This is a genomic window from Paraburkholderia sp. BL6665CI2N2 (genome assembly GCF_004366535.1).
Classification (GTDB): domain Bacteria; phylum Pseudomonadota; class Gammaproteobacteria; order Burkholderiales; family Burkholderiaceae; genus Paraburkholderia.
Genome location: NZ_SORC01000001.1, coordinates 4,595,865 through 4,609,965, shown reverse-complemented (window position 1 = coordinate 4,609,965; position 14,101 = coordinate 4,595,865). Strand labels below are relative to the sequence as shown.

The following is a 14,101-nucleotide window of genomic DNA, read 5'->3' as shown; positions in this document are numbered from 1 at the left end:
GGTTCGCGCGATTCGCGTGAGCAGTGCGATGCGCAAGGTGTTTTGCTGAAGCAGGCGTCGAAGCTGGCAGCGAGGTTCTCTTCAAGGTGTTTTTATGTCTGAACGTGATTCCGGCAGTTCAGGTCGCGTAAAGGCAGCAGCCCCGCGCGCGAAGACGTCTGGTCAGGCGCCGTTCGGTGCATTCGTCCGCAAGCCGGTCGAAAAAGCCGAAGGCAAGGCGAAAGCCCAAGTTGCAAACGCCGGGTCCGGTGCGGCAGAAATGCGCATGGAAACGGTGGGAAGCTGGCCTGCCGACGCGGTCGAGGTCGGCGCAATCGTCGACGCTTACGGCCTCAAAGGCTGGGTCAAGGTGGCCGCGCACGCGGATGCCGGCCACGGCGGCGATGCGTTGCTGAGCGCGAAGCGCTGGTGGCTGATTAAAGGCCAGGAGCGCAAATCGGCGCCGTCGTTGCAGGCGAAAACGCATAGCGACAGTGTGGTTGCCCATCTGGGCGGCGTCACTGACCGCGATGTGGCGCTGGCACTGCGCGGCTCCCGCGTCTATATCAGCCGCAGCGAATTTCCGGCTCTCGAAGCCGACGAGTTCTACTGGGTCGACCTGCTCGGCCTGGATGTGGTGAACGTTGCCGGGGTCAATCTCGGCAAGGTTGCAGACATGATAGACAACGGTGCGCACTCGGTGTTGCGCATCGAATACCCGGATACCGACAAAAGCGGCAAGCCGGTCACCGGCGAGCGTTTGATCCCGTTCGTCGGCGTCTTTGTCAAAACGGTGGACCAGGCGGCGAAGCAGATCACTGTCGACTGGGAAGCTGATTACTAAATAATTTCGCTGAATGGAGAGAGCGATGCAGTTCGATGTCGTCACGCTCTTTCCTGACATGTTTCGCGCGCTGACCGACTGGGGTATCACCAGCCGTGCCGCGAAGCAGGAGCGCTACGGGTTGCGTACGTGGAATCCGCGCGATTTCACAACCGACAACTACCGCACGATCGACGATCGCCCGTACGGCGGCGGCCCCGGCATGGTGATGCTGGCGAAACCGCTGGAAGATGCGATCGGCGCCGCGAAAGCAGCGCAAGCGGAGCAGGGCATCGGCGCGTCGCGCGTTGTGATGATGTCGCCGCAAGGCGCCACGTTGAATCACGACCGCGTCATGCAGTTCGCGGCCGAGCCAGGTTTGATCCTGTTGTGTGGGCGCTATGAAGCGATCGATCAGCGTTTGCTCGACCGTGTGGTCGACGAAGAAGTCAGCCTGGGCGACTTCGTGCTGTCGGGCGGCGAATTGCCGGCCATGGCCTTGATGGACGCCGTGGTGCGTCAGTTGCCCGGCGTGCTTAACGACTCGCAGTCGGCGGTGCAGGATAGTTTTGTCGACGTGCTGCTGGATTGCCCGCATTACACGCGCCCCGAGGAATACAACGGCGTGCGTGTGCCGGATGTGCTGCTCGGCGGCCATCATGCGGAGATCGAGGCGTGGCGCCGGCGTGAAGCCTTGCGCAATACGTTGAACAAGCGGCCCGATCTGATCGTGAAGGCCAGAAAGAACAAGATGTTGAGCCGTGCCGACGAGGCATGGCTTGCGAGTCTCGCGAAGGAAGAGTCGAAGGCGTAAAGCCTTGGGTCTTGCAAGCGGACATTAGGCGGCGCCGCGCATGCGTGCACGGTGCCAGATGTGAACCCATCCTCTATCGGGGCCGTAGCCAAGTGTTTTCACGAGGCAGGTACGAACGTCGACAAGATGGACTTAGGAGTCAGTGATGAATCTGATCGCAATTCTCGAGCAGGAAGAAATCGGCCGCGCTCTCGGCGAGAAAACCATCCCCGAATTCGCCCCCGGCGATACGGTGATCGTCAGCGTGAACGTGGTTGAAGGTACGCGTAAGCGTGTTCAGGCTTACGAAGGCGTCGTGATCGCCAAGCGTAACCGTGGTCTGAATTCGTCGTTCATCGTCCGCAAGATTTCGTCGGGCGAAGGCGTCGAGCGTACGTTCCAGACGTACTCGCCGCTGCTGGCAAGCATCGTCGTGAAGCGTCGTGGCGATGTGCGTCGTGCGAAGCTGTACTACCTGCGCGACCGTTCGGGCAAGTCGGCCCGGATCAAGGAAAAGCTGGTTGCGAAGAAAGATCGCAACGCTGCCGAAGCGTAAATGCTGTAAGAAAAAGCACCCCTCGCGGGTGCTTTTTTGTTTGCCAGGTCAAAATAGCGGCATGTCCCTATCCGCTCATTTCGAGAGACCCGTTGACCCGCCCCGTCTTTGAGCCTGAAACCCTGCCTGTCGAAGCGACAGGCGCCGATCTGCCGCCGGTGGCGGCCGACCGTCTCACACCTGATGGCCTGCGCGCACGCTTCGAGCAACGCCTTCACTGGACCCCCGAGATGGTCGTCGATGCGCCCTGGCGCGATACCCACGCCGATCCGCGAGTCGCGGCGGTGCTGGTGCCGCTGGTGGTCCGCGAACACGGCCTGACCGTCCTGCTGACTCAGCGCGCCGACCATCTGAACGATCACGCAGGTCAGGTGAGCTTTCCCGGCGGCCGTCACGAACCCTTCGACGCCGACGCCACCGCAACCGCGCTGCGGGAAGCGGAAGAGGAGGTGGGCCTCGATCCCTCGCGTGTGGAAATTCTCGGCGCATTGCCCGACTATCTGACCGGCACCGGTTTTCGCGTGACGCCGGTGATCGGCCTCGTGCATCCGCCGTTCACGGTGAAGGCGGACGCGCTCGAGGTCGCCGAAGTTTTCGAAGTGCCGCTCGCGTTTCTGATGAACCCTGCGCACCACGAAGTGCGCGTGTTCCGCTATGAAGGCGGCGAGCGCCGCTTTTTCGCGATGCCGTATCCGCGCGCCGCATCGGCTGAAGCTGAAGGTGACGAGAGCAGCAGCGAAGTCGGTAGCCACCATTTCATTTGGGGCGCGACGGCCGCCATGCTGCGCAACTTCTATCGCTTCCTCGCGGCATGAGCCGCATGACTTGTGCACTTGTCGGGTGTTTGTCGAGGTCCTTGCTCAGTGGCATCCGACCCTGTGCTATCGTTATAAAACAATCGTAAAACTCGAAAAGCACGGCGCATCGCATGACTTTTTTCTCCGTATTACTGGCTCTGATCATTGAACAGATACGCGCGTTGTCACCGAATAACCCGGTGTCCGCGTTGCTTCAATACCATGCGGAGTCGGCAGCGCACGGATTTGATGCCGGCAAGCCGAAGCATGGCCTGCTCGCCTGGCTCGTGGTGGTGGTGCCGTGGACGCTGGTCGTCGCGCTCGTCTACTACGTGCTGTATCACATTCACTTTGCGCTGGCGTTCCTGTGGAACGTGGCGGTGCTGTACTTCACGCTGGGCTTCCGCCAGTTCAGCCACTATTTCACCGACATCCACCTCGCGTTGAATAACGACGACGTGCCGCGCGCTCGCGAAGTCCTCAGCGAATGGACCGGGCTCGATACCGTCGACATGCCGGTCAGCGAGATCGTGCGTCACACGCTGATTCACGCGGTGGTCGCTTCGCACCGGCACGTGTTCGGGGTGTTCTTCTGGTTTCTGATTCCGGTCGGCCCGGCGGGCGCGGTGCTGTACCGGATTGCCGAGTATCTGGCGCGCACGTGGGCGCGGCCGGTCGACGATCGCACCGTCGCGTTTTCGAGCTTTGCGCAGCGTGCTTTCTTCGTGATTGACTGGGTGCCGGCGCGGCTGACGTCGATGGGTTTTGCGATCGTCGGTAATTTCGAAGACGCGATTTATGCATGGCGCAACCATGCGCGCCAATGGCCGGACGCGAACGACGGCGTGTTGCTGGCGGCAGGTAGTGGTGCGCTGGGCGCCCGTCTGAGCGGGCCGCTGGCTGAGCCGTCAAGCCTCGACGCGCTCGCCACTGGCGACGGCGGCCCGATGCAAGTCGGCGACGACTGCACGCCACGCACGCTGCAATCCGCCGTCGGTCTGGTGTGGCGCGCGGTGGTGCTGTGGATGATTTTGTTGCTGATGCTGACGATTGCGGTGTGGCTGGCGTAACGTCGCCAAGCCGACGCTACTAACTGTAAAGAAAGCGCAATCCGCAGTCAGTCTGTCGCCCAACCCTACGTTTCTTCGAAGCGTAGGGTTTCGCTTTTCAGGCATGGGGGAATCAATCGTGTAGTGGGGCGCACCGCCCCCGGCCTTTTCCGTTCATGCCGCGGCGCCGTGCGCAATCCGCCGGTCAGCGATAAGCCGCGTCACCCATCCAGCGGATCGCGCGCCGTCCCGCACTGCCAGCAGACCGTAAACTGCGCCTCGAGCGCCTCGCCGCACTGACGGCACGTCCATCCAGGCGACCCCGCCGCCGGACCATGCGAAGCCGCGGCGATCAGCCTACGCGCCATCGCCTCGTCGCGCTCATCGACGAGCCAAAGCTCCGGCGAACACTGATCCGCTGGAATATCCCCCAGCGCACCGTTCAGATAACGATTGTGCAATTCGCAAGCTATGCCGGCGGTGGCCAGCACATTGACCCAATGCTGGCCGATGATCAGATTCGGCGCGCGCATCAGTCTCATGTCAGCGGACGATCTGGCTGGCTTCGTGCACGAGTTGCGCGTACAGCGCATGCCGTTCGCGGCGGATGCGGCCATCCGCGACCGCTTCGAGAATCGCGCAACCGGGTTCCTGCAAATGATGGCAGTTGTAGAACCGGCAGTTCGGCAACAGCGGCCGGAACTCCGGAAAGGCGCGCTCCAGCCGTCCTTCGGTCAAATGGTGCAGACCGAATTCCTGGAAGCCCGGCGAGTCGATCAATGCGCCGCCTTCGCCGTCCGCGATACCCGGCAACGGATAAAGACGTGTGAAGGTCGTCGTATGGCGTCCGCTGTTCAGTGCAGTCGAAATCTCGCGGGTCGCGACTTCGGCATCGGGAATAAGCAGATTCACGAGCGTCGATTTGCCCATGCCGGACTGGCCGAGCAGCAGTGTCGAATGACCCTGCAGATGTTCGATCAACGCGGCTCGCGCGGCTTCAGGCTGTGTCTTGATCGACACCTCCACGACCGTATAACCCAGCGCGCGATACGGCTCGAGCCGCTTGCGCGCGCCTGCGAGTTCAGCGGTGACGTCGGTCTTGTTCAGCACGATCAGCGGCTTCAACTCGTTCGCCTCGGCCGCGACGAGCGCGCGCCCGAGCAGGTCTTCGCTGAAATGCGGTTCGGTGGCCAATACGACCAATAGTTGATCGAGGTTGGCGGCGAACAGCTTCGACTTGTACTGATCCGAGCGATACAGCAGATTGCGCCGTTCGCCGATCTCGACGATCACGCCCTGATCCGCCGAAGCCAACTCGTAAATCACGCGATCGCCGACCGCCACCTCGCTGCGCTTGCCGCGCGGGAAGCATTGGAGCATGGCGCTGCCGTCATCCGGCGCGACCAGATAGTGGCGGCCATGCGCGGCCACCACGAGGCCGCCTACGCGTGCGCTGGACGGCGCGCGCGGCGCTTTCGGGGAGCGGCCGCTCATGCGTGCCGCAGCAGGCGGTCGATCCGCTGCGACGCCGGCGGATGCGAATAGTAGAACGCGGTGTAGAGCGGATCGGGCGTCAGGGTAGACGCGTTGTCCTCGTACAGCTTGACGAGCGCGTTGACCAGGTCTTGCGCGTCGGTCTGCGTTGCGGCGAATGCGTCGGCTTCGAACTCGTGCTTGCGCGAGCTGAGGCTGCCGAGCGGCGTCACGAAGAACAGGAACACCGGCAGCGCGAGGAAGAACAGCACCAGCGCGAGGCCGCTATTACCGCCGATCAGCGACGGCCGTACGCCCAGTCCTTCATAGAACCACACGCACTGCGTGAGCCAGCCGAGCAGGGCGAGCATCGCGAGACTGATTGCGAAGGTGACGAGCATGCGCTTGATCACGTGACGGCGCTTGAAGTGGCCGAGCTCATGCGCGAGCACGGCTTCGATCTCGCTGCCCGACAGGCGCGCGAGCAGCGTGTCGAAGAACACGATCCGCTTGGCCGCGCCGAAGCCGGTGAAGTACGCGTTGCCGTGCGCCGAACGGCGGCTGCCGTCCATCACGAAGAGGCCCTTGGCGGCGAAGCCGCAGCGCTGCATCAGCGCTTCGATGCGGCTTTTCAGCGCTTCGTCCTTGAGCGGTTCGAACTTGTTGAAAAGCGGCGCGATAAACGACGGATACAGCACCAGCACGAGCATCTGGAAGGCGACCCACACGATCCACGTCCATAGCCACCACAGGCTGCCGGCCTGATTCATCAGCCACAGCACGACGAACAGCAGCGGCAGGCCGAACGCGGCGCCGAGCAGCACGCCCTTGATCCGGTCGACGAAGAAAATGCCTTTGCTCATGCGGTTGAAGCCGAAGCGCTGTTCGACCACGAACTGCCGGTAGTAATCGAACGGCAGGTCGATCACGCTGGTGATCGCGATCACCGCGGCGACCAGCGCGATCTGGCCGACATAACCGCGGCCGAGCCAGTCGGAGATGCCCAGATCGAGCGCCTGCACACCGCCGAGCAGCGTGAGGCCGATCAGCACGGCTGCGCTGACGACGATCTCGATCATGGTGAGACGCGTGCGCTCGACGGTGTAGTCGGCGGCGCGTTGATGCGCGGTCAGCGCGATGGTGCCGGCGAACTGGCTCGGCACCTGCTCGCGATGGCCGGCCACGAAGCGGATTTGCCGCGACGCGAGCCACAGTTTGGTGCCGACCATCGCCACGACGGCGACAACGAACAGAACGGTGAAGTACAGGGTAGGCATCCGGGGATTCCGTGGTATCTATGCGAGAATTATATGTTTCTTCCCGCCGCGCGGCGGGAACACGCTCAAACCAATCTCAAACGAACAATCGCCGTGGCAGACGGGCTTGCACCAAGCCGTTTGCGCGGCCCTCAGGGTTGCCTTCATGACTGACATCCTCGCATCCACCGAACAGCCGCCGCTCGTGCGCAGCGACATGAATCTCGTCTGGCTGGACATGGAAATGACCGGGCTCGAGCCCGATTCCGACCGCATCATTGAAATCGCGGTGGTGGTGACGAATTCGACGCTCGACAGGCTAGTTGAAGGCCCCGTTCTCGCAATTCATCAGAGCGACGAGACGCTCGCCAAAATGGATCAGTGGAATCAGAACACGCATGGCCGTTCGGGCTTGATCGATCGCGTGAAGGCCTCGACGGTGAGCGAGGCCGACGCCACCGAACAGATCCGCGATTTCCTGAGCGTCTACGTGCCGCCGGGCAAATCACCGATGTGCGGCAACTCGATCTGCCAGGACCGCCGCTTCATGGCGCGCTGGATGCCGGATCTGGAGCGCTTCTTCCACTACCGCAATCTCGACGTCAGCACGCTGAAGGAACTGTGCCGCCGCTGGCAGCCGACCATCTACAAGGGTTTCCAGAAGCGCGCGATGCACACGGCGCTGGCCGATATCCACGAGTCGATCGACGAACTCAAGTACTACCGCGAGCACTTTCTGATTCCGTCGGCACCGGAGAGCGCCAACGGCGCCGAATAAAATCGCCTAAGCCGGCCGGGGCGCGCGCTGCGCGTTCTTCGGCCGGAACGCCTTCACCACGTCGGCGTTGGTTTCCACATACGGTCCGCCGATCAGGTCGATGCAGTACGGCACCGCGGCGAAAATGCCCGGCACCTTCACCGCGCCGCCTGCTTCGGCGTCGCGCAAACCTTCCAGCGTTTCCTTGATCGACTTCGGCTGACCCGGCAGGTTGATGATCAGCGCCGCGTGCTCCGCCGTTTCGCGGATCACCGCGACCTGGCGCGACAGGATCGCGGTCGGCACGAAATTCAGGCTGATCTGCCGCATCTGCTCGCCGAAACCCGGCATTTCCTTGGTGGCCACCGCCAGCGTCGCCTCAGGCGTCACGTCGCGGCGCGACGGGCCGGTGCCGCCGGTGCTCAGCACCAGATCGCAGCCCACCTCGTCGACCAGTTCGGTCAGCGTGGCGGAAATGGTCGGCGCGTCGTCCTGGATCAGGCGCGTGACCACTTGCCACGGCGATGTGAGCGCCGCGCCGAGCCATTCCTGCAAGGCCGGAATACCTTTGTCTTCGTACACGCCGGTGGACGCGCGATCGCTGATCGACACGAGACCGATTACGATCTCATCGGGGTGCTGACGTGCTGCCTTAGGCGTCGCGGTCGTCATCGTCGTCTTCGTCCGGGGCGTCGTCGGAATCGGTCTGCGCGGACGGTCCGTCCGCGTTCTTGATCCACTGGAACAGTTCGCGGAAATAGCGCGGCGGCTTGCTCTGCTGCGCTTCCTTGCGGGCGTTGCGGATCAGCGTGCGGCCTTGTTGCGGGTCGGCGTTCGGATGCTGGCGGATGAAATCGGTCAGCGCGGCGTCGTCGGCGAGCAGCTTTTCGCGGGTGCGCTCGATCCAGTGGAGTTTGGCCGTTTCCGCCTTGTTGACGCCGTTATAGGTGTCGAGCGCGGTGCGCAGCGCGGCGGTTTCCTCGTCCAGCAGCGAGCGCATCACGCGGCCGACATATTGCACCTGGCGGCGCTTGCCTTCGTGATCGGTGATGCGGCGCGCTTCGCGCACGGCGTCGTCGAGCTTTTCGGGCATCGGCATGCGCTTGAGCGCGTCTTTGGGCAGCGCGATCAGCGCCGAGCCCAGTTCCTGCAGCTCGTGCATTTCGCGCTTGAGCTGGGACTTGCTGGGACGGTCGTAGCCGTTCTCGTCGACTTCCGGCTCGGCGGTTTCGATGGGTTGAATGCGGGTTTTGCGTGTCATACCGATATTGTAACGTGCCGCGCCCACCGAACCCGCGGTGCCGCCGCGCGCAAGGACTCGCGCATTGCGAAGCGACCACACTGCGGCGCTCCGGCGGCGCTCGGCCGACCTGACGCAAGGCGCAGCGAATGCCAGGTACGGCGTCGCGTACCTTGCTATGATCGCGGGATACGCAACCAGACACACGCGCAGCACACACGCGCAAACACGGGCGCGCGTGCAGGAGTCAGGCGTGAGCGTGACCGGTGCGAACATAGCAAACACAGCGAATATAGCGAACCCACCCTGGGCCGCTCGGCCCCGAACAGGACGGCAACGACAATGGCAGCAGACATGGACGTCAAGCAGCGCTTTTTTCCGCATACCCAGGATGAACTGAAGGAAATCGCCTCGGACATCCTTCGTCACGCGAAGTCGCTCGGCGGCACCGACGCGGCGACCGAGATTTCCGAAGGCGACGGCCTGTCCGTCTCCGTGCGGCGCGGCGAAGTCGAGACGATCGAACACAACCGCGACAAGATGGTCGGCGTGACGGTGTTCATCGGCAACAAGCGCGGCAATGCGAGCACTTCGGACTTTTCTTCGCAGGCTTTGAAGGACACGGTCGCGGCGGCCTACAACATCGCCCGCTTCACGGCGGAAGACGATTGCGCGGGCCTCGCCGAAGCGGAACTGCTGGAAACGGCGCCGCGCGATCTCGATCTCTATCACCCGTGGAATCTGTCCGCAGACGAAGCGGTGGAAATCGCCCGCCGTGCGGAAGATGCCGCATTCGCGACCGATCCGCAGATCAAGAATTCGGAAGGCGCGAGCGTCTCGGCACAGCACTCGCAATTCGTGCTGGCCACCTCGCGCGGTTTCCTGGCGGGTTATCCGTACTCGCGCCACTACATCGCGTGCGCGCCGATTGCGGGCAGCGCCCGCAACATGCAGCGCGACGACTGGTACACCTCCACCCGCAGCGCGGAAGAACTGGCCGATCCGGAAGCGGTCGGCCGTTACGCGGCGCAACGCGCGCTGGCGCGCATCGGCGCGCGCGGTCTGGATACGCGCAAGGTGCCGGTGCTGTTCGAAGCGCCGCTCGCCGCGGGTATTCTCGGCGCATTCGTGCAAGCCACGAGCGGCGGCGCGCTGTATCGTAAGACCTCGTTCCTCGTCGACAGCCTTGGCAAGCCGGTGTTCGCGCCGCACGTGCAAGTGGTCGAAGACCCGCATGTCGCGCGCGCCATGGGCAGCGCGCCGTTCGACGAAGAAGGCGTGCGCACCAAGCAGCGTTCGGTGGTGAAAGACGGCGTGGTGGAAGGCTATTTCCTGTCCACCTATTCGGCGCGCAAACTCGGCATGCAGACCACCGGCAACGCGGGCGGCTCGCACAACCTGTCGCTGCGCAGCTCGAACACGCGTCCCGAGGACGACTTCGAAGAGATGCTGCGCAAGCTCGGCACGGGCCTGTTGCTGACCGAACTGATGGGGCAGGGCGTGAACTACGTGACGGGCGACTACTCGCGCGGCGCGTCGGGCTTCTGGGTCGAGAACGGCAAGATCCAGTATCCGGTCGAGGAAATCACGGTGGCGAGCACGCTGCAGGAGATGTTCCACCACATCGTCGCGATCGGCGCGGATACGATCACGCGCGGCACCAAGCAGACCGGCTCGGTGCTGATCGAACGGATGACGATCGCGGGGCAGTAAGCGGGTTTAGCCCCTGTCCGGCCAGCGTTTTTCAGCTGGCCCGTAAAAAGCAGAACGCCACGCAAGTCACTGCGTGGCGTTTTTTATTCATGATCGGACGGCCGCGCCGACCGTTTGCTTTGCGCGCGGCGCTAACGTCTCAAGCCAAAGAACCTTTAAGCGCCTTTGCGCTTATATGTCACGAACGCGTAGTCGAAATCGTTCGGCGCATCCGCGCGATGCGTTTCATGCGCGACTTCTTCCCATTCGTTTTCGTCGAGCGCGGGAAAGGTGGCGTCGCCTTCGAAGTCGGCGGAAATCTCGGTGATGATCAGCTTGTCCGCCTGCCGCAAACCTTCTGCATACAACTGCGCGCCGCCGATCAGAAACGCTTCCGGCGCCTGATCCTGAGCGGCGAGCTTGAGCGCGTCTTCAAGCGTGGTGGCCGCGTCGCAGCCCTGGAAACGCCGGGCGGCATCCCGTGTCACGACAATGTTGCGGCGTCCCGGCAACGGCCGGCCGATCGACTCGTGCGTCTTGCGTCCCATGATGATGGGCGCGCCCATGGTGGTGCGCTTGAAGAACGCGAGGTCTTCGGGAAGTCGCCAGGGCAACTGGTTGTCGCGGCCGATCACGCCGTTGTTGGCGCGAGCGACGATCAGGGTGAGCGTCGTCATCGAATGGAAAGGGGAACGTAACCGGACTGATTCTACCTGACGCGCGGCTGCGCGCCGCGGCGACGGGTTTCGGCACGGCGGCCGTGTAGTCGGCCGGAACGCGCCCGGCAAGCCGCGCGCTCGCCGCAGTGGATGCGGCTGCCTGACCACGCAGGTTCACGCAGCGTCATACAGGTTCACGAAACGCCACCGGCCGCTCCGGCCCGCGCCGCCTCGTTCCGGCGCGCTATCGTCCGCGGCAGACGCCGCTTTCTCGTCGGTCGTCCTCAATTCGCGCAACCCATGCTGACCCATCAGCCGATACAGCGTCACACGCGAAACATTCAGGCGGCGTTGCCTTGGGCGGCGCGCGTCGCGTCGATCGGAATCGGTAAAGGCGCGGGCGGGGCGATCTCGTCCCACAGCGTCACGTTGTTGCCGCTGCCGCCGTTGCCGCGCATGAGCTGCGGCGTCGCGGCCACCATCACCATGCCGACCGCGCCGCCACCTTGCCGCGCGAGCGCCTGGTCGTCGAGCGAAAAATCGTTCACCGATGCAGCATCGGCCGGAATGCTCAGCGCGTTGCCGGCAAGCCGGGAGAACAGATTGGCGGCGTGCGTCGCCGGATCGGATGGGGCGAGTGTGGCGAGCGCGCCGTTCGGGAAGGTGGCGGAGCCTGTATCGGCGGATTCCGTCAGCGTGGCGGACGGAGCCTGTCCGGCTTCCTGTGAATTGGCGCCAATGGGCAGCATGCTCAGCGCGATGGCGGTGCAAAGTGCCGCGCATGGTGCAATGCCGCCCAGATTGATGCGGAAAGCGAGTTGCATGATGTGTCTCCCTGGTGCACGGCAATTAGCGAAACATGTGCCATCAAGCGCAATCCATTGAGGGATGAGGATGCGAGTGAAAACGTGGAAGTCACAATCCGGAAATGGGAGAAAAACGTTTCAACGCTGAAACGATAGGCAGGAAATACCTGTAATTCGTTAATTTGGCCGGTACGAACTACCTTGCGGTCTACACAAGGAGAAGCGCTTCCACTAAGCTTTTATTCGTCGGCTGAATAACTGTTTATCGCCTGCGAAACCACACAGCATAAGGAGTGCGCGATTAAATTCGCATAATTGTTTTCCAAGCGGCGCGCGTATAGTAAGCTCTCGAAAAAGAACTTCACATTTAAAAAAGCCCGCTAACGGGCCGTCTCAAACACACACGCCGCTTTCTTGGGGATCAGCTGTCCGCACGGAATGGAATGGCCGTTCGGTTTTTGCCATATCGCGAATCCCGAATGAGTCAGCGTGTCTGAACTCGTTTCAGGTGCGTGCGTCATCCTTAACGTTCGTTGACGAGAGGATCTGAATAATGGAACCCGCAACGCGGCAACTGATTTACGTTTCGCGCGATCCGAGCGCGGAGCTGAATACTCGGTTTCACCAGCGCGGCTGGCATGTCGAAGTCGTGGGGTCGGCGCGCGACGTGCGCCGGGCTGTTCGCGCCGGAATGGCTGCTGGCGGCCTGCTGGATCTGTCTAGCGAATTTCAGCCACACGAAATCGCTGCGTTCGAATCCTGCCTGACCATGCCGAATGTCGGCTGGGTCGCGGCCACCATGCCGGGACAACTGCAAGACGCCGCGTTGCGCCGGCTCGTGCGCGACTACTGTTTCGACTACGTCACGGTGCCGTATTCGGGCGACAGGATCGTCGATTCGGTGGGTCACGCCTACGGCATGATTTCCCTCGGCGAAACGGCTTCCAACGATGCATCGCAAGGCGCCGAAGGCGAAATGGTCGGCTCGTGCGACGCCATGCTCGCGCTGTTCCGTTCAATCCGCAAAGTGGCGATGACCGACGCGCCAGTATTCATCTCGGGCGAATCGGGCACCGGCAAGGAACTGACGGCGGTCGCCATTCACGAACGCTCGGCGCGGCGCAATGCGCCGTTCGTGCCGATCAACTGCGGCGCGATCCCGCCGCATCTATTGCAATCCGAACTATTCGGCTACGAACGCGGTGCGTTTACCGGCGCCAATCAGCGCAAGATCGGCCGGGTGGAAGCGGCGAACGGCGGCACGCTGTTCCTCGACGAGATCGGCGACCTGCCGCTCGAAAGTCAGGCGAGCCTGTTGCGCTTTTTGCAGGAGCGCAAGGTGGAGCGCCTCGGCGGACACGGCGCGATCGACGTCGACGTGCGCATCATCTCGGCCACGCACGTGGACATGACGGCGGCGATGATCGAAGGACGGTTCCGCTCCGACCTCTACCACCGTTTGTGCGTTTTGCAGATCGATGAACCGCCGCTGCGCGCACGCGGTAAGGACATCGAACTGCTCGCGCGGCACATGCTGGAACGTTTCAAGAAAGATGCAAGCCGTCGCTTGCGCGGCTTCGCGCCGGACGCGATCGCGGCGCTGCACAACTACGGCTGGCCGGGCAATGTGCGCGAGCTGATCAACCGCGTGCGGCGCGCCATCGTGATGTCGGAAGGGCGTGCGATCACGGCGCGCGATCTCGAGCTTGCCGAGTACGTGGAGATCGTGCCGGTGTCGCTCGCGCAGGCGCGTGAAGCGGCCGAACGTCAGGCGATCGAGCTGGCGCTATTGCGTCACCGCGGGCGTCTCGGCGACGCCGCCCAGGAACTCGGCATCTCGCGCGTTACGTTGTACCGGCTGCTGTGCTCGCATGGCATGCGCCATATGGAAGGGGAGCCGCTCGCCACCCCGCACGGCGAATTGCCGGCTTCGGTGCCGCATCTGTAAATCGTTTGACGGGCCTCGCGGGTCTCGCGGGCCGGTAAACGATTTCAACAGCGGATTCCAGCAGCGGATTCCAGCAGCGCGTTCAGCACCTTTCGAGCAATCCTGCGACCGGCCGTGTGCCGTTCGCTCGCGCCGAACTCGCAATACTTCGTCTCACCTTTTCCCTTGATATTTTCGATGCCGCGCGCCACGACCGGGCGTCGTCCCGCCGCGCTTGTTAAAATCGGGTTTTCCGCTCAATCTCCGTGGCGCCCGGATCGACTCGCACGCGCC

16 protein-coding genes are annotated in these 14,101 nt (G+C 63.1%); 8 read left to right on the top strand and 8 right to left on the bottom strand.

Features of this window, described 5'->3' with window-relative positions:
• Positions 1-94: 94 nt before the first annotated feature.
• The 5 genes from rimM (at position 95) to B0G81_RS20510 (ending at position 4,018) form a co-directional block, all read left to right on the top strand.
• Positions 95-823, top strand: a complete 729-nt coding sequence (gene rimM, locus B0G81_RS20530) for a ribosome maturation factor RimM (protein WP_134138156.1) — start codon at positions 95-97, stop codon at positions 821-823.
• A gap of 25 nt (positions 824-848) precedes the next feature.
• Positions 849-1,616, top strand: coding sequence for a tRNA (guanosine(37)-N1)-methyltransferase TrmD (gene trmD, locus B0G81_RS20525; protein ID WP_106283810.1), 768 nt, complete (start codon positions 849-851; stop codon positions 1,614-1,616).
• A 145-nt stretch (positions 1,617-1,761) separates the two neighbouring features.
• Positions 1,762-2,151 carry a 50S ribosomal protein L19 gene (rplS, locus tag B0G81_RS20520; protein WP_106283809.1) on the top strand — a complete coding sequence of 130 codons (390 nt, stop codon included), beginning with the start codon at positions 1,762-1,764 and terminating at the stop codon, positions 2,149-2,151.
• Between the two features lie 92 nt (positions 2,152-2,243).
• Positions 2,244-2,966, top strand: a complete 723-nt coding sequence (locus tag B0G81_RS20515; RefSeq protein WP_116118011.1) for a CoA pyrophosphatase — start codon at positions 2,244-2,246, stop codon at positions 2,964-2,966.
• A gap of 113 nt (positions 2,967-3,079) precedes the next feature.
• The gene (locus B0G81_RS20510) at positions 3,080-4,018 is read left to right on the top strand and encodes a CobD/CbiB family protein (protein WP_106283807.1); all 939 of its coding nucleotides are present in this window, start codon (positions 3,080-3,082) and stop codon (positions 4,016-4,018) included.
• Positions 4,019-4,218: 200 nt separating this feature from the next.
• On the opposite strand, the gene B0G81_RS20505 is transcribed toward B0G81_RS20510, so the two are convergent.
• Genes B0G81_RS20505 through B0G81_RS20495 form a run of 3 tightly spaced genes read right to left on the bottom strand, consistent with a single transcriptional unit; the run spans position 4,219 to position 6,747 of the window.
• The gene (locus B0G81_RS20505; protein WP_106283806.1) at positions 4,219-4,539 is read right to left on the bottom strand and encodes a DUF2007 domain-containing protein; all 321 of its coding nucleotides are present in this window, start codon (positions 4,537-4,539) and stop codon (positions 4,219-4,221) included.
• A 1-nt stretch (position 4,540) separates the two neighbouring features.
• Positions 4,541-5,491: a ribosome small subunit-dependent GTPase A gene (gene rsgA, locus B0G81_RS20500; protein ID WP_134138155.1), complete on the bottom strand. Its 951-nt coding sequence runs from the start codon at positions 5,489-5,491 to the stop codon at positions 4,541-4,543.
• A complete protein-coding gene (locus B0G81_RS20495; RefSeq protein ID WP_106283804.1) occupies positions 5,488-6,747 on the bottom strand; it encodes a M48 family metallopeptidase in 1,260 nt (419 codons plus the stop codon). Before B0G81_RS20495 ends, rsgA begins: the two co-directional genes overlap by 4 nt.
• A gap of 145 nt (positions 6,748-6,892) precedes the next feature.
• Between B0G81_RS20495 and orn the strand changes: the two genes are divergently transcribed.
• Positions 6,893-7,504, top strand: a complete 612-nt coding sequence (gene orn / locus B0G81_RS20490) for an oligoribonuclease (protein WP_116118010.1) — start codon at positions 6,893-6,895, stop codon at positions 7,502-7,504.
• A gap of 6 nt (positions 7,505-7,510) precedes the next feature.
• Here the strand turns inward: orn and mog are convergent, their stop codons facing one another.
• Complete coding sequence (mog, locus tag B0G81_RS20485) at positions 7,511-8,155, bottom strand: molybdopterin adenylyltransferase (RefSeq protein WP_134138154.1); 645 nt, start codon at positions 8,153-8,155, stop codon at positions 7,511-7,513.
• On the bottom strand, positions 8,136-8,744 hold the full coding sequence (gene yjgA, locus B0G81_RS20480; protein ID WP_134138153.1) for a ribosome biogenesis factor YjgA: 609 nt from the start codon (positions 8,742-8,744) through the stop codon (positions 8,136-8,138). The genes mog and yjgA overlap by 20 nt, the downstream gene beginning before the upstream one ends.
• A gap of 321 nt (positions 8,745-9,065) precedes the next feature.
• Between yjgA and pmbA the strand changes: the two genes are divergently transcribed.
• The gene (gene pmbA, locus B0G81_RS20475) at positions 9,066-10,436 is read left to right on the top strand and encodes a metalloprotease PmbA (RefSeq protein ID WP_106283801.1); all 1,371 of its coding nucleotides are present in this window, start codon (positions 9,066-9,068) and stop codon (positions 10,434-10,436) included.
• 155 nt (positions 10,437-10,591) lie between these two features.
• On the opposite strand, the gene B0G81_RS20470 is transcribed toward pmbA, so the two are convergent.
• Together B0G81_RS20470 and B0G81_RS20460 are read right to left on the bottom strand one after the other, a co-directional pair.
• Positions 10,592-11,092: a dihydrofolate reductase gene (locus B0G81_RS20470; RefSeq protein WP_106283800.1), complete on the bottom strand. Its 501-nt coding sequence runs from the start codon at positions 11,090-11,092 to the stop codon at positions 10,592-10,594.
• 323 nt (positions 11,093-11,415) lie between these two features.
• Positions 11,416-11,898 carry a hypothetical protein gene (locus B0G81_RS20460; RefSeq protein WP_134138151.1) on the bottom strand — a complete coding sequence of 161 codons (483 nt, stop codon included), beginning with the start codon at positions 11,896-11,898 and terminating at the stop codon, positions 11,416-11,418.
• A gap of 535 nt (positions 11,899-12,433) precedes the next feature.
• Between B0G81_RS20460 and B0G81_RS20455 the strand changes: the two genes are divergently transcribed.
• On the top strand, positions 12,434-13,828 hold the full coding sequence (locus tag B0G81_RS20455) for a sigma-54 dependent transcriptional regulator (RefSeq protein ID WP_106283797.1): 1,395 nt from the start codon (positions 12,434-12,436) through the stop codon (positions 13,826-13,828).
• A 44-nt stretch (positions 13,829-13,872) separates the two neighbouring features.
• Here B0G81_RS20455 and B0G81_RS43760 read toward each other — a convergent pair whose 3' ends face one another.
• Positions 13,873-14,019 carry a hypothetical protein gene (locus B0G81_RS43760; RefSeq protein ID WP_166679044.1) on the bottom strand — a complete coding sequence of 49 codons (147 nt, stop codon included), beginning with the start codon at positions 14,017-14,019 and terminating at the stop codon, positions 13,873-13,875.
• Positions 14,020-14,101 lie beyond the last annotated feature (82 nt).